At 41.4% G+C, this 23,242-nt stretch carries 22 protein-coding genes; 18 read left to right on the top strand and 4 right to left on the bottom strand.

Translation table 11 applies throughout. The annotated features are described in order from the left end of the window. The first annotated feature begins 62 nt into the window (after window positions 1-62). Window positions 63-1,064 carry a C39 family peptidase gene (locus ACH9UM_RS06490; protein ID WP_009242280.1) on the top strand — a complete coding sequence of 334 codons (1,002 nt, stop codon included), beginning with the start codon at window positions 63-65 and terminating at the stop codon, window positions 1,062-1,064. A 96-nt stretch (window positions 1,065-1,160) separates the two neighbouring features. On the opposite strand, the gene ACH9UM_RS06485 is transcribed toward ACH9UM_RS06490, so the two are convergent. Beyond that, window positions 1,161-2,381: an argininosuccinate synthase gene (locus ACH9UM_RS06485; protein ID WP_009319843.1), complete on the bottom strand. Its 1,221-nt coding sequence runs from the start codon at window positions 2,379-2,381 to the stop codon at window positions 1,161-1,163. A gap of 531 nt (window positions 2,382-2,912) precedes the next feature. On the opposite strand from ACH9UM_RS06485, the gene agaB reads away from it, so the two are divergent. The 7 genes from agaB (at window position 2,913) to yajC (ending at window position 8,165) form a co-directional block, all read left to right on the top strand. Further along, complete coding sequence (gene agaB / locus ACH9UM_RS06480; protein ID WP_004845570.1) at window positions 2,913-3,389, top strand: PTS galactosamine transporter subunit IIB; 477 nt, start codon at window positions 2,913-2,915, stop codon at window positions 3,387-3,389. A 37-nt stretch (window positions 3,390-3,426) separates the two neighbouring features. Continuing rightward, window positions 3,427-4,260: a PTS sugar transporter subunit IIC gene (locus tag ACH9UM_RS06475; protein ID WP_004845571.1), complete on the top strand. Its 834-nt coding sequence runs from the start codon at window positions 3,427-3,429 to the stop codon at window positions 4,258-4,260. Next, window positions 4,250-5,164: a PTS system mannose/fructose/sorbose family transporter subunit IID gene (locus ACH9UM_RS06470; protein ID WP_004845572.1), complete on the top strand. Its 915-nt coding sequence runs from the start codon at window positions 4,250-4,252 to the stop codon at window positions 5,162-5,164. Before ACH9UM_RS06475 ends, ACH9UM_RS06470 begins: the two co-directional genes overlap by 11 nt. A gap of 107 nt (window positions 5,165-5,271) precedes the next feature. Continuing rightward, window positions 5,272-5,937: a hypothetical protein gene (locus ACH9UM_RS06465; protein ID WP_009242279.1), complete on the top strand. Its 666-nt coding sequence runs from the start codon at window positions 5,272-5,274 to the stop codon at window positions 5,935-5,937. Window positions 5,938-5,988: 51 nt separating this feature from the next. Further along, a complete protein-coding gene (agaF, locus tag ACH9UM_RS06460) occupies window positions 5,989-6,417 on the top strand; it encodes a PTS galactosamine/N-acetylgalactosamine transporter subunit IIA (protein ID WP_004845574.1) in 429 nt (142 codons plus the stop codon). A gap of 114 nt (window positions 6,418-6,531) precedes the next feature. Beyond that, entirely contained in the window at window positions 6,532-7,713 is a 1,182-nt protein-coding gene (locus tag ACH9UM_RS06455; protein WP_004845575.1) for an SIS domain-containing protein, read from the top strand. Between the two features lie 164 nt (window positions 7,714-7,877). Next, entirely contained in the window at window positions 7,878-8,165 is a 288-nt protein-coding gene (yajC, locus tag ACH9UM_RS06450; protein ID WP_004845576.1) for a preprotein translocase subunit YajC, read from the top strand. 18 nt (window positions 8,166-8,183) lie between these two features. On the opposite strand, the gene ACH9UM_RS06445 is transcribed toward yajC, so the two are convergent. Continuing rightward, the gene (locus ACH9UM_RS06445) at window positions 8,184-9,380 is read right to left on the bottom strand and encodes a response regulator transcription factor (protein ID WP_004845577.1); all 1,197 of its coding nucleotides are present in this window, start codon (window positions 9,378-9,380) and stop codon (window positions 8,184-8,186) included. A 114-nt stretch (window positions 9,381-9,494) separates the two neighbouring features. On the opposite strand from ACH9UM_RS06445, the gene nagA reads away from it, so the two are divergent. Together nagA and ACH9UM_RS06435 are read left to right on the top strand one after the other, a co-directional pair. Continuing rightward, window positions 9,495-10,643, top strand: coding sequence for an N-acetylglucosamine-6-phosphate deacetylase (gene nagA / locus ACH9UM_RS06440; RefSeq protein ID WP_009242278.1), 1,149 nt, complete (start codon window positions 9,495-9,497; stop codon window positions 10,641-10,643). 28 nt (window positions 10,644-10,671) lie between these two features. Further along, a complete protein-coding gene (locus ACH9UM_RS06435; RefSeq protein ID WP_009242277.1) occupies window positions 10,672-11,208 on the top strand; it encodes a hypothetical protein in 537 nt (178 codons plus the stop codon). Between the two features lie 91 nt (window positions 11,209-11,299). Here ACH9UM_RS06435 and fba read toward each other — a convergent pair whose 3' ends face one another. Beyond that, a complete protein-coding gene (gene fba / locus ACH9UM_RS06430) occupies window positions 11,300-12,151 on the bottom strand; it encodes a class II fructose-1,6-bisphosphate aldolase (protein WP_004845580.1) in 852 nt (283 codons plus the stop codon). A 210-nt stretch (window positions 12,152-12,361) separates the two neighbouring features. Between fba and ACH9UM_RS06425 the strand changes: the two genes are divergently transcribed. The 4 genes from ACH9UM_RS06425 (at window position 12,362) to ACH9UM_RS06410 (ending at window position 17,321) form a co-directional block, all read left to right on the top strand. Beyond that, window positions 12,362-13,687, top strand: a complete 1,326-nt coding sequence (locus tag ACH9UM_RS06425; protein WP_004845581.1) for a class II D-tagatose-bisphosphate aldolase, non-catalytic subunit — start codon at window positions 12,362-12,364, stop codon at window positions 13,685-13,687. Between the two features lie 263 nt (window positions 13,688-13,950). Then, on the top strand, window positions 13,951-15,294 hold the full coding sequence (locus ACH9UM_RS06420) for a cytochrome c biogenesis protein/redoxin (RefSeq protein WP_400092327.1): 1,344 nt from the start codon (window positions 13,951-13,953) through the stop codon (window positions 15,292-15,294). 21 nt (window positions 15,295-15,315) lie between these two features. Then, window positions 15,316-16,140 carry a DNA-3-methyladenine glycosylase gene (locus ACH9UM_RS06415; RefSeq protein ID WP_009319841.1) on the top strand — a complete coding sequence of 275 codons (825 nt, stop codon included), beginning with the start codon at window positions 15,316-15,318 and terminating at the stop codon, window positions 16,138-16,140. Continuing rightward, window positions 16,140-17,321, top strand: a complete 1,182-nt coding sequence (locus tag ACH9UM_RS06410) for an iron-containing alcohol dehydrogenase (RefSeq protein WP_009242276.1) — start codon at window positions 16,140-16,142, stop codon at window positions 17,319-17,321. Before ACH9UM_RS06415 ends, ACH9UM_RS06410 begins: the two co-directional genes overlap by 1 nt. 271 nt (window positions 17,322-17,592) lie before the next feature. Here the strand turns inward: ACH9UM_RS06410 and ACH9UM_RS06405 are convergent, their stop codons facing one another. After that, window positions 17,593-18,909 (bottom strand): IS30 family transposase, encoded by a 1,317-nt coding sequence (locus tag ACH9UM_RS06405; RefSeq protein ID WP_004845211.1) that lies wholly within the window; start codon window positions 18,907-18,909, stop codon window positions 17,593-17,595. Window positions 18,910-19,146: 237 nt separating this feature from the next. Between ACH9UM_RS06405 and ACH9UM_RS06400 the strand changes: the two genes are divergently transcribed. The 4 genes from ACH9UM_RS06400 (at window position 19,147) to ACH9UM_RS06385 (ending at window position 23,237) form a co-directional block, all read left to right on the top strand. Further along, the gene (locus ACH9UM_RS06400) at window positions 19,147-20,397 is read left to right on the top strand and encodes a glutamate-5-semialdehyde dehydrogenase (protein WP_009242275.1); all 1,251 of its coding nucleotides are present in this window, start codon (window positions 19,147-19,149) and stop codon (window positions 20,395-20,397) included. Window positions 20,398-20,639: 242 nt separating this feature from the next. Continuing rightward, window positions 20,640-22,520: a transcription antiterminator gene (locus ACH9UM_RS06395; protein WP_004845587.1), complete on the top strand. Its 1,881-nt coding sequence runs from the start codon at window positions 20,640-20,642 to the stop codon at window positions 22,518-22,520. Beyond that, window positions 22,510-22,974, top strand: coding sequence for a PTS sugar transporter subunit IIA (locus tag ACH9UM_RS06390; protein ID WP_004845588.1), 465 nt, complete (start codon window positions 22,510-22,512; stop codon window positions 22,972-22,974). The genes ACH9UM_RS06395 and ACH9UM_RS06390 overlap by 11 nt, the downstream gene beginning before the upstream one ends. Then, window positions 22,971-23,237, top strand: a complete 267-nt coding sequence (locus ACH9UM_RS06385) for a PTS sugar transporter subunit IIB (protein WP_004845589.1) — start codon at window positions 22,971-22,973, stop codon at window positions 23,235-23,237. Before ACH9UM_RS06390 ends, ACH9UM_RS06385 begins: the two co-directional genes overlap by 4 nt. The last annotated feature ends 5 nt before the right edge of the window (window positions 23,238-23,242 follow it).

Below are 23,242 nucleotides of genomic sequence, written 5' to 3'. Positions count from 1 at the left end.
AAAGAAAGCTGTTTGCGGATATACTTTACGCTGTGAAGAAAAAACAGTAAGAGGGCGATAAAATGCGGAAAGAAAGCTTTGACAGAAAGAATGAAAAGTACGGTGCAGACAGAAGATTCCGAACACATCCCGCAGACAGAACAAAACGGCGGAACGTCGACGGAAGATATGAAGAGCAAAAGCCTAAGAAACGAAATGCAGATCGGGGCAGAGTAAACGAAAGCAGAAGAATAAAAAAACTTCGGAAGAGGAAAAAAGCAAGATTTCTGAGAAAAGCAGTGGCAGCAGTATTTTGCGTAGCTGCGGTCATAGCGGCAGTACTTTTTCTGAAAGAACGATTTTTGGATGAAAATTACAGAGCAGGAGGCTTAGGTCAGGCAGTCAATGGATTTCTGAAAGAAGGAAAAGAAATGTATAAAGCAAAAGAGGCTTATCAGTCTATTGACAAAACCGATGAGAATGCGGATACTCTCAAAGATCTCCTTGATAAAAATCCTGAAACTTGGGAATTTGTAAAAAATTATTCTAAAATGAAAGATGCTTCTCCGGCAGATACGATCGGGGAAGTGGCTGCAGGAGAGATTCCGCTCCTGTTACAGTGGGATGAAAGATGGGGATATTCTGTTTATGGAGATAATATGATCGCAGTCAACGGATGTGGACCGACGGCGGTCGCTATGGTTGTTTCCGGACTGCTTTGTGATCCGTCCGTCACACCGTATAAGGTGGCAAAGTTTGCAGAGGAACAAGGATATTATGCGGGAGAGTCGGGAACAAGCTGGACGCTTATGTCGGAAGGTGTTCAGTCGTTCGGAATATGGGGCGAAGAGCTTGGTCTAAGCCGGTCGGAAGTATTTTCGGCATTGGAAAGCGGCTGTCCGATCATATGTAGTATGCGGCCCGGAGACTTTACGACGACAGGACACTTTATTGTGCTTACGAAGGTCGAAAACGGAAAAATAAAAGTGAATGATCCGAACAGCAGGATCAGAAGCGGGCAGCTATGGGATTATGAAAGACTGGAACCGCAGATTCAGAACTTATGGGCATTCTCGAGGATGTAGAGAGAATGAATAGAAAGACAGCGTTTTGCTTTGAAAATATTAAAGCAAGACGCTGTCCGATTTTATGACATAAACAAATTGTCGTATGGATAAATTTTATTTCTCGAGTTCCTGCATTTTCATTGCACGGACTTTTAACGGAAGACCGAACAGGTTGATAAATCCTTCTGCATCGTGGTGATCGTACAATTCGCCAGTTGTAAAGCTTGCGAGGGATTCGCTGTACAGAGAGTACGGAGATGTTTCGCCTGCTTTGATGATGTTTCCTTTATATAATTTGAATTTTACTTCACCTGTCACATATTGCTGTGTAACATCGATAAATGCCTGAATTGCTTCACGAAGCGGTGTAAACCATTTTCCTTCGTATACAATCTGTGCAAATTTATTGCCGAGATCTTTTTTGACTTCGTATGTAGCACGATCGAGAACAAGTTCTTCGAGTTGTTCGTGAGCAGCCATAAGGATCGTTCCGCCCGGTGTCTCGTATACGCCGCGTGATTTCATTCCGACAACGCGGTTCTCGACAATATCAACGATGCCGACACCGTGTTTTCCGCCAAGTGCATTCAGTTCGGTAATGATTTCGGAAACTTTCATTTCCTTTCCGTTCAGAGTTTTCGGAACGCCGGCTTCAAATGTCATTGTCACGTACTCGCCTTCGTCAGGAGCTTTTTCCGGAGTTACGCCAAGAACGAGCAGATCATCGTAATTCGGTTCGTTTGCAGGATCTTCTAATTCCAGTCCTTCGTGGCTGATGTGCCATAAGTTTCGGTCGCGGCTATAGCTGTGTTTTGCGTCAAACGGAAGATTGATTCCGTGCTGTTTACAGTATTCAATCTCTTCTTCACGAGACTGCATTGTCCAAACGTCAGTCATTCTCCACGGAGCAATGATCTTCAGATCCGGTGCGAGCGCTTTGATTCCGAGCTCAAAGCGGATCTGGTCGTTTCCTTTTCCTGTTGCACCGTGACAAATAGCTGTCGCGCCCTCTTTACGTGCTATTTCAACAAGTCTTTTTGCAATGACCGGACGTGCCATCGACGTACCGAGAAGATATTTATTCTCATAAACGGCGCCGGCTTTCACGCACGGCATTACATAATCGTCGCAAAATTCATCGATGATATTTTCAATATATAATTTGGAAGCGCCTGAAAGTTTAGCTCTTTCTTCCAGTCCGTCCAGTTCTTCGCCTTGTCCGCAGTCGATGCAGCAGCAAACTACATCATAGTCAAAATTTTCTTTCAGCCATGGAATGATTGCTGTCGTATCAAGACCTCCTGAATATGCAAGTATAACTTTTTCTTTGCTCATTTTAATTGCCTCCTGAAATATATTTTTCTTATTTAAAAGTTTGTTTTTGCTTTAACTATCCATACTATACACCTGATTTTATAAATATGCAATAGAAAAATGAAAAATTAAATAAAAATGCATAAAATATACAATAGATGCATAAAAATGCAAAAATGGAGTGGTAAATATACAAAAGATCACAAGTAGTATTATAAAAATGTAAAAATAGGGAGATTCAGAGGCGGAATTTGTGTTTCTTCTATATTAAATGTGAAAAAATGTAAAACAAAAGAGGTTGATTGTAACTTTTGTGATAAAAAAATAAAAAAAGCATAACTTTTTCATTAAAATTATCTAATGCAAAAATGCAAATGGATAAATAAAAAGTGCAAACTAATCAGGCGGGAATTTGGTATAATAAACTTCGTAAGCAGATTTACTCTTTAAGTGTTTTATTTTCTTAAAGAGAGCTTGTTGAAACGGCATGAGGAAAGGGGCTTTGACCTGTCCGATGAATGCTAATCTTAATAAGGAAGGAGGACACGAAAAATGCCAGATATTCGATTGACAAGAATTGACAATCGTCTGATTCATGGTCAGGTGGCAACACAGTGGTGTGGCGTTGTAGGCGCGAACTTGTTGCTTGTTGCGAATGATGCGGTTGCCGCGGATGAATTCCGTCAAGGTTTGATGAACATGGCTGCTCCGGCTTATGCGCAGACACGTTTCTTCACAATCGAGAAGACAATCAATATCATCCACAAAGCTTCTGCAAATCAGCATATTGCAATTATCTGCGAATCTCCGCAGGATGTGCTTAAGCTCGTAGAGGGCGGCGTACCGATCAAAAAATTAAATATCGGTAATATGCACATGGCTGAGGGTAAACGTCAGGTGGCAACTTCGGTTGCAGTTGATGACGACGATGTTGCAACATTTAGAAAGTTGCAGGATCTCGGTGTGGAACTGGAAATCAAACGAGTTCCTGATACACCGGCAGAAAGTACAGAAAAATTATTCAAATGATAATTAAGTTTTATCGGTTAATTGGAAAGGAGTAAACATGGGAGATATTTCAATCATCCAAGCTCTTCTGGTCTTCGTAGTAGCCTTTATCATGGGTATTGACCAGTTCAGCTTCTTAGAGTCCCTGTACCAGCCGATCGTTACTTGCCCGATTATCGGAGCAATCCTTGGTAACTTTGAGCTTGGTATCGTAGTAGGTGGTGCTTACCAGCTTATTCAGATCGGAAGTATGCCGATCGGTGGAGCACAGCCGCCAAACGCAATTCTTGGTGGTATTATGGCAACTATTTTCGCAGTTTCACTTGACATGGAAGCTACAGCAGACGGTGTAGGCGCAGCAATGGGTCTTGCAATTCCGTTCGCAGTATTCGGACAGTATGCAGTTACACTGACATTTACATTTATGTCCGGTATGATGGCTAAAGCTGACAAGTACGCTGAGGAAGCTAATGTTAAAGGTATCCGCAACATCAACTTCCTTGAGATGGCAGTACTTGGATGTCTGTTCGGAGTTCTTGCAGTAGCAGGACTTTACGGCGGAACAGCTCTTGGTGAAACACTGAAAGACTTCTCTTACCAGTTCTCATGGGTAATGGCAGGTCTGGATGCAGCAGGCGGCGCTATGAAGTTCGTTGGATTTGCTATCCTGATGAAAGTTATGATGTCCGGAGAAATGTGGGGATTCCTTCTTGCAGGTTTCGCAATGGCACTTATTTGTGCAGCAAACGCATCAACAGCAGGAGCAACACTTCTCCTTTGTGCATTCGTAGGTGCAGCTATTGCAATCTATGACTTCACAACACAGACAAAGATCAAACAGAATGCCGGCGCAGGAGCAGGCTTTGTAGGAGGTGACCAGGATGGCATATAATATTCCAGAGAAATATCAGGATTTGACTCCGGCACCACAGCTGGATAAAAAAACTTTGAACAAAATGGTTTGGCTGTCCTGTTTCTTACAGGCATCCTTCAACTATGAAAGAATGCAGGCTTGTGGATGGCTTTGGGGAATGCTTCCGGGTCTTCAGAAAATACATACAAACAAAGAAGACCTTAAAGCTTCCATGGCACACAACCTTGACTTTTTGAACACTCACCCGTTCCTCGTAACATTTGTAATGGGTATTGTTCTTTCACTTGAGCAGAACAAGGCTGATACAGCTACAATCCGTTCCGTACGTATTTCCGCAGCAGGACCGCTCGGTGGTATCGGTGACGCTCTTTTCTGGCTGACACTTGTTCCGATCACAGCAGGTTTGACAGCAAACATGGCGATGGAAGGACAGATTATCGGTGCGGTTCTCTTCCTTATCATCTTCAACGCTGTTCAGTTTGCAGTTCGTTTTGGTCTTATGTACTGGTCTTACGGACTTGGTACAAAAGCAGTTACACTGTTGACATCAAGCGCAAAAGAGTTTACTCGTGCAGCAAGTATCCTTGGTATCTTCGTTGTAGGTGGACTTATTGCTAACTATGGTGGAACATCACTGCGTATCGTTGTTGGCGATCCGGCAATCAACATTCAGGGACTTCTTGACGGAGTACTTCCGAAATTGATTCCGTTGTTGATCACACTTGGAATTTATGTTCTGATCAAAAAAGGCTGGACACCGGTTAAATGTATCATCCTTATCCTTGTAGTAGGTATCCTTGGTTGTGCATTCGGTATCTGGACAGGTGATTCTAAAGCTATGGACGCTGACGGAAACACAATTCCGGGAGGATATACACCGCTTGTTGAGTGGTATCAGCTTCCGGAGGAGCCGGCTGAATAAGTCGATTCATTATGAAAATGCCGATATAAATCTATATCGGGTATAAGTAAGGGGAGGGATTTTAATCCCCCCCCTTACATTATTTTACAGAGAAATTAGGTGGCTGTTTGAACACAATAACAATTTTTATTATATTGATTGCCGCTGTCGGATATATTATTTTTCAGGGCATCAAAAATTTTCAACTGCATAATATGAATGTCGGACTTAAAAACAAGGACAGTGTCCTTGTGGAAAAAACGGCAGATATGTGGATCACGAGAAAACTTCTTGGAGAGTATGTCTGTGACCTCTATAAATTAAGAGTGTTATATGTGACGAAAGACGAAGAAAAATTCGAGAAAATGCTCATACATATGCTGGATACGACATATCCGCGTCCTGATGATAAGCAAAGCTTTTTGGAAACGTATTTTCATACATTCCTGATCAAAGGTAACAGGAAATATGCGGACTGGATCTTAAAGGAAATTAAGAAAACAGGGGACGAGGCATTTATTCATTACAACGAGAATGCATATGCGGTCATGCTTGACGGCAGAACAGATCTGATCGAGGAGATGGACGAGGATATCAATTCAAAGCGGTACTATGGATTTGCACTCGGAGTGATCTTGGTTATGATTTCAAAGCAATATTCTGCTCTGGGGGATGACAAAAATGCACTGATTTACATGCAGAGTGCAAAAGCTTGTTTACATCCCAAAGCTGTTTATATGCCCGTTGTCGATCGTTATCTTAGAGAGGCTGAGGCTCAGGAGCAAGATAGTTAAAGCAAAATACTGCAGAAAATGCAGACAGTAATATAGAACAGGAGAGATATTATGATAGGATTAATCGTTACAGGACATGCAAATTTTGGTTCGGGTATGACAAGCTCTGTGAATTTGATCGCAGGAGAGCAGGAAGCATACCGTTATGTAGATTTTCTTCCGACATATGGAACAGAAGAACTGACAGAAGAGATTGCGAAAGCAATGGATGAGTTGAAAGATTGTGAAGGAATTATTATCTTTACAGATCTGATGGGTGGATCGCCGTTTAACGTTGCTGCTTCACTCGGACACGGAAAAGAAAATGTACGCATTGTTGCGGGTACAAACCTGCCGATGCTCGTAGAGATCGTAATGTCGCGTAAATTCATGGACGATCTGGACGGACTTGTGGAGTCTGTACTTGAGACAGGAAAAGAGCAGGTAACAAAATATGAATTCAAGCAGGTAGTACAGGAAGAGTCTGAAGACGGAATTTAAATCGACTTTTTATAATGGCTGATATTCGCGGAAAAGACGATACAGCCGTAAGTCTGAATATTAACTGCATACTATAAAACACGCTGCAAAAAGCAGCACGAAAGGAGATAAATCATGAGTACAATTTTTGGTATTACAGAAGACAAAATGAAAGAAACATCTTCAACATTTACATTAACGGAGATCTATCAGCAGCCGGCGACATGGGAGAAGACATGCCGTCAGATCGAGGAGAACAAAGAAGAACTTCAGAAATTTATCGATCAGGTTATCAAATGTGATGATTTCGATGTGATCCTTACAGGAGCAGGAACAAGTGAATTTGTAGGAAATGCATTATTTGCACATCTTTCCGGTCTGCTGAATCACAAAGCAAAATCTTACGGTACAACAGATATTGTCGCTACGCCGGAAGCATATTTGTCTCGCACGAAACCGACTCTTCTGATCAGTTTCGGACGTTCGGGAAATTCACCGGAGTCTGTCGGAGCGGTAGATGCGGCAGAAAGCGTATGTGATAATGTTTATCACCTTTTTGTAACATGTAATAAAAACGGAGCTCTTTCCAAACGTGCGGCAGAGACACATAACTGCTACGCAATCAATCTGACAGATGAGACACATGATCAGAGCTTTGCAATGACATCAAGCTATTCTAACATGTATCTTGCAACATATCTTTGCTTCCACCTGAACGAGCTGGAAGAGACAGTTGAAAAAGTTCGCAAGATCGCAGCAGCAGGACAGAACTTCCTTGACAATCATTACAGTGTCGCTCAGCAGATCGTTGATGAATACAATTTTGAACGTATCGTATATCTTGGAAGCAACACATTAAAAGGAACATCTCAGGAATCTGCCCTTAAAATGCTTGAACTGACAGCCGGACGTGTTGTTACAATGTATGACACACCGATGGGATTCCGTCACGGACCGAAATCAATCGTTGACGATACAACATTAACAGTTGTATATTTGAGCGATGAAGCTTATACAAGACAGTATGAAGTGGACCTTCTCAAAGAAATGAGCGGACAGAGAAAAGGAAACAAGATCGTAGTTGTTATGAGCAGTGCAGATGAAGCTGTTTCAGCACTTGCAGACTACACAGTTGTATATGACATGAAAGAAGAGAATGAAAACATTCTTCTTGGATTGGATTATATCTTGTTTGCACAGACACTGGCAGTTCTTAAATCACTTTCACTTGATATCACACCGGATAATCCGTGTCCGACAGGTGAAGTAAACCGAGTTGTAAAAGGTGTTACACTTTATCCGTATACAAGAAAATAAGACTGACCGAAAGAATTACCGGAAATGCCAAAAGGTATATTTCGGGATTGTAAGCGGTCGCCAAGGTTTTGGAAAAGTCCGGACTTTGGTTTGTCACCGTTACAAAAAGAACATGGTTTGCCGAAAGGCAGACCATGTTCCGATAAGGAGGATAAAATATAATTATGGCTATTAACAGTGAAGTTATCATATGGACTTGTGTTACAGTTGCGGTACTTGTCGGCATCTGTGCAATCGTTCTGATCGCAATGTCTTCAAGAAACATGAAGAAAAACCGCGAAGCGATGCGCGATCTGCAAGGTGCAATCAAAGTTGGAGCACGCATCATGTTCGCGGGTGGTATTTACGGAAAGATCGTTAAGATCAAAAACGATGTGATCGATGTGGAGATCAACAAAAGCACTGTGATCCAAATTTCCCGATACAGCATTCAAAACGTAATCACAGACTAAAATATCATTCAGATGTGATCAGGGTTTGTTTTGGCGGTTTTGGTTTTCGGCTGCTTTTCTGGCATAGTCGCTTGGCGTTGTGTTAAAATATTTTTTAAACAACCTCGAAAAGTAGTGGATAGAGCTGAAACCGAGTCTGTATGCGATCTCGCTGATTGTGTATTGATTCTCGCGGATCAGCTCTTTACTTTTTTGAAGTTTAATATTGAGCAGATAGTTCTTTGGCGAGGTGTTCAGGTGAGTCTTGAACAGCGCTTGCAGAGAAGAACGTGAGATAAAAAATTCATGACAGATGTCTTCTATCGTGAGTGGTTCGGTAAGACGCTTGTTCATGTAAGCAAGAATCTCAGACAGAAGGTCGTTTTGAGCCGATTTGCTGTCAGTTAAGAGTGTTTTATGGTTCATTGTCTCATAGAACTGCATGATCAGCAGGAGAACTTCCTGAAGATAGCAGACCATTAAAGTATGAGTATAGTAGGAATGTTCTTCGCTTTCGATCAAAAGTTTCCAAAGGATCTGCTGCATTTCGCTTGTACAGTGAAATGTATGATTAAGGATATGCAGAGAACGCCTGTGATTTACTTCAAATACGACTGTGAGATATGAGCAGCCGTTTTGTACGGATAAGTCGGCTTTGTCAGAGCGGTATATGATCAAGTCATGAGGCTGAAGTGTGTTCGTTCCGGAAGAGAGGGTGATATCCAGACTGCCTTCGTACACATAGATCAGTTCATATGATTTGTGTGCAGGCTGTACAATGTGGCATGCTTTGGACTGCTTTGTAAACCAGCAATCAAGGATTCGCCTTAAGTGGAACGGTACAGATACAGGCTGATATGTATACGGAGTTGACAGTGGTTTTGTAAAATCTGTCAGTTGCTGTTCTTTACAGCAGTTTTTCCCGATAAGGATATTCCACGTAAGAGAAGAGGCCAGTGGAATCACATTAAATGCGGTATTCGGAGCAAGTTTTAAATTGTGACGCAGAGGAAATGTTTTTAACTCCGTCATGTCAGGATCTGTAGCGATAAGCAAAAGTCCCAATCCGGCGGGGCATTCTATATATACTTCGCACGGAAAAAGAAAGAGAGTATCTAGTTTTTTTGAAGATGCAGAAAACTCCCATTGATTTAAATTATGTTTTTGAGTGTCGAGCGGTTCATCATAAAACGCCCCAAAAGGTTCAAATTTATTTGTTATCTGTTGATTTGTCATGATGGGATACCTCGGTTGTAAAAAACGATTTGTACTTTTTAAATAATACAACATTTTTTAACGAAAATCAAGATGTGGGATTTGTATGTCCCGCGAAAGACAGGAGGAATTGTAATGATTATTCAAAGTAAAAAAGTTTGGTTTGCAGATCAGTTTGTAGAAGCACAGATTGAAGTGAAAGACGGAAAAATTGTCGATATCTATGAGTACGGAACTCATCCGGTAGATTGTGATTACGGAGATAACCGTATTTTGCCGGGATTCATTGACGTGCACTGTCACGGAGCTTACGGCTTTGATACGAATGATGCGAAAGAAGACGGACTTCGTTACTGGGTGCGCAATATTGTAGATGAAGGAGTGACGGCTCTTCTTGCGACAACTATCACGCAGAGTGAAGAAGTGTTGACAAATGCCTTGAAAAATGTGGCGAAAGTTGTTGAAGACGGTTATGAAGGAGCAGAGATTTTAGGAGTTCACTTTGAAGGTCCGTATCTTGATATGAAGTACAAGGGAGCACAGCCGGAACAGTACATTGTAAAACCTACGGTAGAGCAGTTTAAGAAATATCAGGAAGCGGCAAATGGATTAATAAAATATATTACGATGGCAACAGAGACAGATGATGATTTCGCATTGACACGTTACTGTGCGGAAAACGGGGTAGTTGTGAGTATCGGACATTCGGCGGCAACGAGCAAAGAAGCGGTACAGGCATTTGCCCATGGCGCAAGATCGATGACACATGTATATAACGGAATGACACCGTTTAATCACCGTGCGAACGGACTTGTAGGCGCTGCATATAGAATGAAGAGCATGTATGGCGAGATTATTTGCGACGGCAATCATTCAACACCGTTAGCGCTCCATCAGTTCTTTGAAGCAAAAGGACCTCATTACGGAATCATGGTCAGTGATGCGCTTATGGCAAAAGGATCACCGGCAGGATCGAAATTTATTTTCGGAGGAAACGAGATTGAGATTTATGAAGACGGAAGCGCACATCTGACGTCTTCAAAAGGTTTGGCGGGATCGACTCTTCATATCAATGAAGGACTGCGTATTCTGATCGAAGAAGCGCTTGTTCCGGTAGATACGGCAATTAACTCATGTACAAAGAACCCGGCTGCCTGCCTGAAGATCGATGATCGCAAAGGTTCTATTAAAGTGGGATTGGATGCGGACCTTGTTGTTCTTGACCGTGATTATCAGGTACTTCAGACATATTGCATGGGAAAAGCAATGTTAGATAAAAACTAGAAAATGAAAGATTGTGGAATGATTAAAAATGGCTAAGAAAAAATCGAAACCGGTGGAGAAGATCCGCCTTTCAGGAAGAAATATTTATACAGATAAAAAAGGACGGGTTATTTTTTACGATATGATTACCAAAAAAGGGTATCTCGTAGATAAAAAACATGAAAACTCGGCTCTGTTTTTTAAAAACCGTTTTGTTGTACTTTTGTTTGCGGCAATTTTGTTTGGGGCAACGTTTTTGACATGGCTTCAGGCTGCGGTTGCCTGGGCAGTGATGATGGCGATTGCGGAATTTGCTTTTCGGCGGGGATTTTTGAAAAAGCTGGAAGTGGTAAACGATGTGGATTTTGAACGTCGTGTTTCAGCGCTTCAATACATCGTGGAAAACAAAGCAAAAGGAAAAGTGATCGTTCTTATTGTTTTGTATCTCCTTTTAGCAGTGCTTGTAATATTAAATGCATATGTAGAAAAGTATTCTGTTGGGTTATGCGTACTCAGCGGAGGAATCGCACTTGTCGGTGTGTACTTTGCGATTTTGCATATCGTTGCTCTGACTAAAATGAAATAAATGTAGAGAAGATGAACATAAAAATACAGACCGGAGAAGTTTGAAATCTCCGGTCTGTATTTTTATGTTTTTGCAAAGGAGAAGCTTATGATTAAGCCTGTCCTTCAGATCCGCATACGCTGATTTTTTCTTTTACGAGAGCTGTAACATTTTCCATACCTGCAGCTCCGTATTTTTTCGGATCGAAACCGTCCGGATTTTCCGCAAGGTATTTTTTCACACCGTCGCTGTATGCGATACGAAGTTCTGTAGCAAAGTTTACTTTACAGATACCAAGGCGGATGGATTCGCGTACTGCGTCGTCCGGTACGCCGGAAGCTCCGTGAAGTACAAGCGGAATAGACACAACTTCGCGGATTGCCGCAAGGCGTTCAAAATCAAGTTTTGGTGTGCCCTGATACAGACCGTGTGCTGTTCCGATTGCAACTGCAAGTGAAGTTGCGTTTGTACGTTCTGCAAACTCTTTTGCCTGCTGAGGATCTGTATACGGAGAATCATTCTCTGCTTCAAGGTCATCTTCTTTACCGCCGACTTTACCGAGTTCAGCTTCTACGCTGATCTGAGAAGGAAGACATGCGTCTGCCACTCTGCGTGTCAGGGCAACATTCTCTTCAAAAGAGCCGTGAGAACCATCGATCATGATAGAAGTATATCCTGTGCGAAGAGCCTGCATTGCCAACTCAAAGCTGCTGCCATGGTCAAGATGGATCGCTACCGGAACGCTTGCGCGCTCAGCCGCTGTTCTTACCATTGCAAGATAATAATCAAGTCCTGCATATTTTACTGTGGATGGAGTCGTCTGCATGATGACCGGGGAGTTCATCTCTTCGGCTGCTTTAATAACCGCCATGACCATTTCCATATTTTCCACGTTGAATGCGCCTACTGCGTAATGTCCTGCCTGCGCTTTTTTCAGCATTTCATTTGTTGTAACTAATGGCATAATATCAACCTCGATTCTTTAGAATTTAATGTAATGATTACATTATTATTAATTATTTTCGGTATAAGTATAGCACAGAACATGTGATTTCGCATTTTCATTTTGCACTTTCTTAAAAAATGCAAATGATTGTTTAATTAATCCAAAGTAGGCGCAAATTGAAAGTGCTACGATAAATATAACAAAGCAAATTGAAAAGGAGAGTTTATCATGCGTCAAAATCCATTAAAAAAAATTGTTGAATTGCAGAAACAGGGTAAAAATGTCGGAATCTATTCTGTGTGCAGCGCTAACGGATATGTTATCGAGGCGGCATTTAAAAGAGGACTTTCAGACGGATCCTGTGTTTTGATTGAGAGTACGGCAAACCAGTGTGATCAAAACGGCGGATATACAGGTATGACACCTGCCGATTTTAAAAAATTTGTTCTTGAGATTGCTGATCGTAACGGATTTGACCGTAACAGAATCTTCCTTGGAGGAGATCACTTAGGACCGCTTACATTCGCGTATAAAGATGAAGCAGAGGCGATGGCTGATTCGGAAGAGCTGATCCGTCACTATGTTGCAGCAGGATTTACAAAGATTCATATCGATACAAGTATGAAAGTAAACAGCGATCCGGAAGACGTTCGTCTGTCCGACGAGATCATTGCAGGACGCGGCGCTCATCTTGCAAAAGTTGCGGAAGAGACATATAAAGAGCTGTTGGAGCGTGATCCGGAAGCAATTCCGCCGGTATATGTAATCGGAAGTGAAGTGCCGATTCCGGGAGGAGCTGTCGGAGCGGAAGATAACGGAGTTCAGGTGACGAAAGTAGAAGATTTTAAGAACACAGTTGCGGCATTTGAGAAAGCTTTTGCAAAAGAAGGTCTTGACAAAGATGTATGGGAGCGTGTAATCGGAGTTGTTGTTCAGCCGGGTGTAGAAGAAAAAGACAGCGGATGTACAGAATATGATCGTGAGAAAGCAAAAGATCTGATGGCTGCGATCAAAGATTTCCCGACATTGGTATTTGAAGGACATTCTACAGATTATCAAACAAAGATCAAACTGCGCGAGCTTGTAGAAGACGGAGTCGGCATTTTGAAAGTAGGTCCGGGACTTACATTTGCTATGCGTGAAGCAATGTTCGCACTGGAAAATATCGAAAAAGAGCTGATATACGGAACTGATACAGAGCCGAGCAAATTTGCGGAAGTTCTTGATGCGGAGATGCTTAAAAACGATAAAAACTGGAAGAAACATTATCAGGGAACAGAGCTTGAGATCCGTCTGAAGAGAAAATATTCTTTCTCAGACCGCTGCAGATACTATATGCCGACACCGGCTGTAGAAGCTGCCGCAGATCGTCTGCTTACAAACTTGCGTACACTCGGAATTCCGCTGAACCTGCTCAGCCAGTTCATGCCGATTCAGTATACGAAAGTACGTGAAGGATACTTGAAAAATGATCCGGTAGAACTGATCGAAGACCGTATCATCAATACGATCGACGAGTACCTTTACGGAACACATCAGAACGAACTTCTCTAAAAAGAAGAACAGAAAAATAACGAAGCGTCTTGGAACAAAAAGTTTTGTTCCGAGACGCTTTTTTGATAAGAGAAAAACTCGACAGCTTTGACCTTAAAGACTCGAAAGTAAGAAACAGGCTGGCTTTGTGATAATATCACTGTCTCATATATGAAAAATATGTTATAAATTATTTAAAAAGAAAAGAAAACGTACAAAGCGAAGCAAGTACAAAAGAAAGACGGAAAGAAAAGATAAATAATAAAAAGAATGGAGAGAAACATATGGGATTTTCGATAGAAACCGGGATTTCGGCTTTTACAGTTTTTATGCAGGGGCTATTAAGCTTCTTTTCCCCTTGCGTATTGCCGTTAGTACCACTTTATCTTGGCTATTTGTCAGGCGGTTTGAATACTGCGGTCAGAACGGGTGAAAACAGTGAGAAGAACAAAGATCGGCTGAAACTGTTTTTAAGAGTTTTGTTTTTTACCGTAGGCATAGGAAGCGCATTTTTTATACTCGGTCTGGGCGCGTCGGCGGCCGGAAGTTTCTTCCATGAGCAGAGGATGCTGTTTGCCAGAGTCGGGGGAATATTAGTCGTATTATTTGGTCTGTATCAGCTTGGAGTATTTGGAAGTTCCAAAGTTCTCGGATCAGAACATAGATTTCCGATTCGGCTTGAAAAAATGACGATGTCGCCGATCACAGCTTTTATTATGGGATTCGCATTTAGTTTTGCATGGACGCCGTGTGTAGGCCCTGCGTTGACAAGCGTTCTCCTTATGGCTGGAAGTGCAGAGTCGGGAGCGAAAGGTTTTCTTTTGATCGGAGTGTATACGATCGGATTTATTTTGCCGTTTTTATTGGCAGGCATTTTTACTGCACGGCTTTTAGATCTTTTCAAAAAGCATATGAAGATCGTCCGTTATACAGTGAAAATCGGCGGAGTACTCATGGTGCTGATGGGACTGCTTATGTTTACAGGGAAAATGAATGATATTACAGGATATTTGTCTTCGGCAGGGCAGAAAACAGAATCGGGAAAGCAGGAAAACGGTAAAAAGCAGGATGAAAAGGATGCTTCAGGAGGGGATGAAGAGCAGACATCCGGAAAAGATACGTCCGGAGAAAATGCAAGTGGGAAATCAGATAAAGAGGAAAAAGATCAGGACTCGGAAAAAGTCCGTGCACATATGGGTGAATTAAAAGATCAGTTCGGAAAATCTCATAAGTTGGAGGATTACAAAGGAAAGGTTATCTTCTTGAATTTCTGGGCAACGTGGTGCGGACCATGCCGCAGCGAAATGCCGGAAATACAGAAACTGTATGAAGAATACACCGCTATGGGGAATGATTCGGAAGTGGTGATCTTAGGAGTCGCGGGACCCGGAATCGGACAGGAAGGAACCGTTTCGGATATTACGAAATTTATGGAGGAAAACGGATATACATATCCGGTACTTATGGATGAAACGGGAGAACTGTTCGAGTGGTACGGAATTTCAGCATTTCCGACGACATATATGATCGATCATGACGGAAATTTATATGGATATGTGACAGGACAGCTTACGGAAGATATTATGAGAAGCATTATAAAACAGACGTTAGAAGGAAAAGCACCGTAAGGAAAAGATAAGGAAGAGACGATGGTTATAATAGAAAAAGAAAATTTTTCCGTGTCGCAGATTTGTTCTTCGGGTCAGTGTTTCAGACTTGATCCGGCAGATGAAACGGGAAAAGTATACGAATTGACGGCGGGAGACCGATATTTAAAAATCGAGGTGGCGGAAGATCAGAAAAAAGTAAGATTTTACTGTACACAAGAAGAATTTGAACAATTTTGGAAAACGTATTTTGACCTCGATACATGTTATGCAGATTATCTTTCGCTTATAAAAGACGATGAATATTTAAAAAGGGCGGCAGGATTTGGAAGCGGTATCCGTATTTTGCAGCAGGATTTATGGGAAATGATCGTAACATTTATTTTATCCCAGCAGAGCAATATACCGAGGATCAAATCGATGATACAAAGAATCAGTGAATGGTATGGAGATAAAAAAGAAACCGGCGAAGGACATGTATATTATGCATTTCCGAGAGCAGAGCAGCTTGTACAGGCGTCCGAAGAAGAACTTCGGGCGCTTAAGCTCGGTTATAGAAGCAAATATTTATGCAATACTGCGGAAATGGTGGCAGAGGGAACTGTTAATCTTGAAAAAATAAAAGAGATGTCTTATGATGAAGCAAAGAAAGAATTGCTGAAACTTTCAGGTATCGGAAGCAAGGTTGCCGATTGTATCTGTTTGTTTGCACTTCATAAGCTCGATGCATTTCCGGTTGATACACATATACAAAAAGTAATTGACACCGTATATGCCGGGAAGTTTCCGTTTGAGAAATATAAAGGATGTGCGGGTGTGATGCAGCAGTATATTTTTTATTATGATCTAAAAGGAGGAAAGAAATGATGGAAAATTTTCAATATTATGCGCCGACAAAAGTTGTGTTTGGAAAAGGTACGGAAAATAAAGCAGGACAGCTTGTCAAAGAGCAAAACTGCCGGAAGGTGCTTATTCATTACGGGAGCGGAAGTGTAAAAAGAAGCGGCCTTCTTGATCGGATCTTCGCATCGCTTGATGAGGAAGGGATCTCTTATATTTCTCTTGGAGGCGTCGTTCCGAACCCCAGATTGTCGCTTGTATATGAAGGAATCGATCTGTGCCGGCGAGAGGGCGTAGATTTTATTCTGGCAGTCGGAGGCGGAAGTGTGATCGACTCGGCGAAAGCGATTGGATACGGCGTTGAGAACGAAGGGGATGTATGGGATTTTTACGAGAGAAAACGTCAGGCTTGCGGATGTCTGCCAATCGGAGTTGTACTTACGATTGCGGCGGCAGGTTCGGAGATGAGTGATTCGTCTGTGATCACAAATGAAAACGGGTGGCTGAAACGGGGATACAACAGCAGTTATTGCAGACCTAAATTCGCGGTTATGAATCCGGAACTGACAATGACGCTTCCGAAATATCAGACTGCAAGCGGATGTGTGGATATCATGATGCATACGATGGAGAGATATTTTAATCATTGTGACAATATGGAACTGACGGATGGAATCAGTGAACATCTACTTCGTACAGTGATGAAAAATGCGAAAATCCTCATGGATGAACCACAGTGCTATAAAGCAAGGGCAGAAGTAATGTGGGCGGGAAGCCTTTCACATAATGGTTTGATGGCGTGCGGAAATGATGGCGGAGACTGGGCGTGTCATCAGCTTGAACATGAGCTCGGAGGAATGTTTGATGTGGCGCACGGCGCAGGACTTGCAGCGGTATGGGGAAGTTGGGCGCGTTACGTTTGTGACGCTCTTCCGGATCGGTTTGAACAATTTGCGGTTAATGTTATGGGCGTGGAAAACGGTGATGACAAAAATGCAGTAATACAAAAGGGAATCGAAGCTATGGAAAACTTTTTCAGACAAATCGAAATGCCGACGGATCTTGGCGGATTAAACATTGAAGTAAGCGAAGATCAGATGAAGGAACTTGCTTTAAAGTGCAGCCATTTCGGAAAGAGAACAATCGGATGTGTGAAAAAATTAAATCAGGAAGATATTTATCGAATCTATCAAAAAGCCGCGGACTGAACGATTACGTTTAAAGATTGTTTGGTTGAGTGAATAAGTAAATTCCATATGTAAAAGTAAATTCCATACAGAAGACTAAATTCGATATTTTAGGGTTTGACGAATTGTGTCAAATCCTTTAAAGTGGAATTTAACCAGATAATAAATGCTTTTCTGCAATAAAAATGTATGCTAATGAGACAACTGGAATCTGCTCTGTAAGACTAAATTCCACTTGTCTGGTATGTGTGATATGGAGCCTTTATCCGCAGATTTGTTTTATTATCTGGTTTTATTTTTTCAATAATGCAGGCGTTAATACGATCTCATCTGCCGGTATTTCAGTGAGAGCAAAAAAATTTAAAAGTTCATGTGGGAGCATGATTTTTGCAAGAGCCATAGGCGACAATCCACCAAGGCTTTGTCTTGGAGTACTGTTGATATGGCTCATCATCAGATTGATCTCTTTTTGCGAGTAATCGTCAAAGGATGTTCCTTTCGGGCATATTTTTCGGATATATTCATGGTTCTTTTCACAATGCGGCTTTTGCCAGGAACACATCGGATCACAATAATAAATACTTGTCCGAATCAGGTTGTCTTCACCACATTCCAATGCATCCGGAATCTGAAATTCACCGCCTCTGTCCGTTAAAATCAGCGAAAAAGCAGAGGCAAAAGAAAAGGTTCCAATCGCATGCTCAATGGAGTCAAATACATTTTTTATATGATCGGATTCTTTGCTGTCAAGAAGATACGCCATCATAAAAGAACATTCGGAAAAGTGGAAAGTGAGTAACACCTTGTGGGAACCTTCACAGCCGAGAACGGTATCCATTTCAGTAACTCTTGTATCCGGGAACTCTTTTAAAAATGCCTGAAAGTCTTTGTAAGTACGACCTTCATAGATTGTTTTATCAACTAATTCAGAAGAGCCGGAAGAACGGAGCTTATATTTTACTTTTTTAGGCAGATCGATATTTTTAACACTCAAAGCTCCGGATTCAATGTAATTGTAAAGCGTTTTTTCTGAGTAAGGGATCTCCGGATGATTCTGTAGGATCATGTAAGGGGACTGCCCCTGCATAATCAGTGGGGAAACCAGTTCATCCAGCCTTATCAAATCTTCAGGAGAAATGTTGATACCAGTTCGCGATTCAATCAGAACGGTTCGATATTCCCTGTGAGCAATCGTGGCTCTATAATAAGCCTTATCCAAACGGCATCCGCTTTTTTTACTGCAAGCATTGCATACAAAGGGAGCTTTATCTAGTTTGGAACAATGATAACTGCGAGGAATGAAATCATCGCAATGGGAATTACAGTGGTTGCAGAGTTTACACATTCTTTTGCATATCGGAGCATAGATTTCACAGATATTCTTTTTTTTGCAGTCTTTTATTAGAGCACATTTATTTTTTGATTCATTGAAGTGGCTATGTTCCTGAATAGTGCGGTGCTTTTTAATTTCTTTGGAGATAGTGGTTGGATCTTTTCCTAACTGTAGCGCAATGCTATGGAGGGAGTTTCCTTGATCCAACCTTTTTTCAATTATAATACGCTGATCCATTGTCATATGCTTTTGATTTCCAGGGATAGATTTACACATAAGTACCTCTTTTCTACTGCGGATAGAAGGTACTAAAATAATATAGGATATAGAAGAAGAGAGTAAGACTAAATTCAGCATGATGGTGGAATTTAGTTTTTCATTTAAGGTTAAAGATTGTTTTACGAAGAAAGGGTGGCATAAAAGTGTGATAGGTGATACAATAAGAAAAATTTGTAGTAGCTAGCCATAATAATGCGTACTGCCTGATGTCGGGCGGGAAGAAAGGAGCATATGATGGAATCATATATGGAAATGCTTGCAAACCATGCAAAACATGCGGCTGTCGCAGCGGCAAAACTGGGAACAGCGGAGAAAAATAAAGGACTTTGCGCAGTGGCAGACGAGTTGATCATGCAGCAGGAGCTGATCCTTGCCGAGAATCAGAAAGATCTGAAGGCAGCAGAGGAAAAAGGTGTGAAACAGTCTTTGATCGACCGATTGGCGCTTTCTGAAAAAAGAATTGCAGATATGGCGGAAGGACTCCGGCAGATTGCCTCTCTTGACGATCCGGTCGGAGAAATATTATCGATGAAAGTTCGCCCGAACGGACTGCGGATCGGGCAAAAGAGAGTTCCGCTCGGTGTTGTGGGAATCATCTATGAGTCAAGACCGAATGTGACAGCAGATGCTTTTGGCCTTTGTTTTAAGACCGGAAATGCAGTGATCCTGCGTGGCGGAAGCGATGCGATCTATTCAAATCAGGCAATCGTGCGCGTGATCAAAGCAGGATTGCGCAAAGAAAAACTTTGTCAGGATCTTGTTCTTCTTGTTGAGGATACAAGCCGGGAAGTTGTGAATGAAATGATGAAGATGCACGGTTTGATCGATGTGCTTATCCCGAGAGGAGGCGCAGGTTTGATCGCAAATGTTGTGGCAAACAGTACGGTTCCTGTTATTGAAACAGGAACGGGAAACTGTCATGTGTATGTGGATGAGACGGCAGATATCAGTATGGCGGCAGATATTATCGAAAATGCAAAGACACAGAGGATGGGAGTCTGCAACGCATGTGAATCGCTTGTAATTCACAGCGGTATGTTGGAAAAGGCGCTGCTGCCTATCGTTAAAAAGCTGAGTGAACACGGGATCGAGATCCGTGGAGATGAAAGAGTTCGTGAAATATGTCCTGAGATCAAAGCGGCTTCGCAAGATGATTGGGGAACGGAATATCTCGATGCGATTATTTCGGTCAAGACAGTGGATTCGATTGATGAAGCGATCAGTCATATTAATAAATATAATACAGGACATTCTGAATCGATCATCACAAATGATTATAATCATGCGTTGAAGTTTCAGGATGAGATCGATGCGGCCGCTGTATATGTGAATGCATCTACACGTTTTACAGACGGTTTTGAGTTTGGTTTCGGGGCTGAGATCGGTATCAGCACACAGAAGCTTCATGCGAGAGGACCTATGGGACTCGAGGCGCTGACTACAACAAAATATATTATATTTGGAAACGGTCAGATCAGAAAATAATTATAGCTGTTAAAACAAAAAAAGAGAGTTAGGGCGCCTTCCTTGAGGAAGGCGCCCTAACTCTCTTTTATATTGCAAATGTCATTGGCTGATCACAATGCAAAATCAATGTCGAGCAGGAAAGAGGATGGGAAATTGGCATGTATCAACTGCCATAAATACATATCGACTTCATAAATGGATATTATTATAATTAGTGTAACAACAGCGAAAAGGTATGGAAGGAGGACAAGAGCTTGAAGATGCAGGAAAAATACAAGCAGTTATTAGAGGCTCTGTTGGAATCCTCAAAAGAATTTTTGAATTCACAAGAACTTGGGGAGTTGGCTGGAATTAGTCAGCGGACAGTAATCCGATATATGAAAGAATTAAAAGAACAATCTTTAAAATATGGATTTTTTATTCATACCGTAAAAGGAAGAGGGTATCGGTTAGAGATTATTGAAGAAGAAAAATTCAGGGATGCGTTGGCGGTTGAAGAAGATGTGGAAGTGACGAAAGTACTTTTTAAATTGTTTTTCGAGCGGACATGTAAGTTGGATGATCTTGCGGAACTTTTGCATTATAGCAGATCAGGTATGTCCAGAATTATAGAAAAAGTAGAGAAAAAGCTGGAAAGAGAAGGGCTCAGACTCTTAAACAAACCGTATGTAGGTTTTTTTATAGGAGGCAGTGAAGTTTATATACGAAACTATTTGTATAAATTGCTGAAGAAAAAGTCATTAGAAGAAACGGAGAAGATTTTTCGTGTTCCAAGAGAAATGCTGGCAAAAGTGAGAAGTGAGATTGATGCGGAGCTTGCGCAAAAATCAGTGCATAAAAGGAAAGAAAATGAACTGTTCTTTTTGAAATACTTACTGATACAAAAGCAAAGGATTGCGATAGGAAAGACGATTAAAACTGACTATTTTGCAAATATCAGTCAGACAGTTCATTTAAATCATGATATGGAAGTTGTTCGTAACATACAAAAGAGAATTGAAACATCAGTGTGTCCGAAATCTGATGAGGAAATAGAAAATATTTATCTTGCTCTTGTTTACAGGCAGGCTTTTTGGCAAAACGGATATGTAGACAGCATTAATGAAAAAAATCTTCAATTCTATCAAGATATGACAGAAAGAGCATTTCAGAGGATTAAAAATGATTACAAGGTAGATCTGTTTCAGGACGATATTTTAGTAAACGGACTGGTGCTTCATCTGGCATCGAATTTCAGCAGATATCTTTTAGGGATGGAAACAGAAAATCTGTTTTACAATGATGTCTTGGAAAGTTATCCGACAGCGTATTACTATGCGATGGAAGTGGCAGAAGAAATTTCGGTATGGACGAAGCTTTCATTAAGTAAATATGAAATCAGTTTTTTGGGCATGCATTTTGCATCTTATTTGGAGAGAAGTCTAAAGTCGAAAAAGTGGAAATGTGCGATTATTTATGGAAGCGGAATCGGATCGGCAAAATTATTGGAAAGCAGACTGCATAATAAATATCCACATCTCGAAGTAATAGGAACAGGCCTTTTGGAAGAGGCGGGAAAAAAAGCGGAAGAAGCAGACTTTTTTATTACGACATTTCCGGTAGAAGAGCCTGAAATTATGGGAAAACCGTGGGTGAGGCTGTCGCCGATGTTGGATATTAAAGAACAGATTGCATTGGAACAGCTTGTCGGAAATTTAGCGCGTCACCGGAAGTGGAGATATGAGAGCGTCTCAAAAATGTATTTGTATATTGATCAATATATGGAAAAAATCGAGCTGTTGAATTATTTATGTGACTTATGCAGAGAAAAAAGATTTATTACGGAACAAGAAGCAGAGGGAATTGTAGGACGCGAAAATTTGGTATCAACAGAAATAGTGGAAGGAATCGCAATGCCTCACGGTTTGATCGAAGGAAGCAGCTTTCTTGTGTTTGCATTATTGAAAGAACCGATTATTTGGGGGAGAACATCGGTAAAGTTAGTTGTTATGGGATGTTTTCAGCGGGGAGATGAGCGTATGAAAGAAGAATTAGAATATATATTTCATCTCTTTTTGAACTTAGAAGATAAGAACAGATTGTTGTCCTGTAAATCGGCGGAAGAGATAGAACGCTGTATGGAGGTGTATTATGGCAAATAGATTGAAAAAGATGCTGACGGAAGAAATGGTACGGTTAGATCCGCCGCTTTTGTCTACACCGGAAGAAGTGATCGAATATTGTGGGAATATTCTTGTAGAAAATAAAAAAGCAAAAGCAGGTTATGTAAAAGAAATGATCGATTCTTATCAAAGGTTCGGACCGTACATGGTAATGGCTCCGGGATTGGCATTGCCGCACGCAAGACCGGGCGGAAATGTAAAAGAACCGTGTATTAGTTTTGTGAAGTTAAAAGAACCGGTTTGTTTTCATCATCCGTGTAATGATCCTGTTTGGGTTGTGTTCGCGCTCGGAGGGGTGTCAGATGATGGGCATATTGAGCTTTTGCAGGATTTGAGTTCTTTGCTGGCAGGTGAACGGATGATTGAAAAACTGGCAGCCTTGAATACATATGAGGAACTGGAAAAATTAATGGAAAAGGAGGCGAGAAGATGAAAGTTGTAACAGTGTGCGGAATGGGGTTTGGAACAAGTCTTATGTTGTTGATGTCAGTGAAAGAAAGTGGAAGAAAGTATGGGATTACAGTAGAAGGTGAGGCAACAGATCTAGGTTCTTATAAAGGAAAAAGCTGCGATTTGATTGTGGCATCGTCAGAGATTGCAAAACAGATCGAAGCAGATGTTCCGGTGTTGGCAATTACAAATCTCTTAGATAAAGCGGAAATCGAAGAAAAGATCAGACCATATTTGAATAAGTAAGGAGG

The organism is Mediterraneibacter torques (assembly GCF_044591705.1).
Classification (GTDB): domain Bacteria; phylum Bacillota; class Clostridia; order Lachnospirales; family Lachnospiraceae; genus Mediterraneibacter; species Mediterraneibacter torques.
The sequence above is the reverse complement of the archived record's forward strand: the minus strand, read 5'-3'. Positions and strand labels throughout refer to the sequence as shown.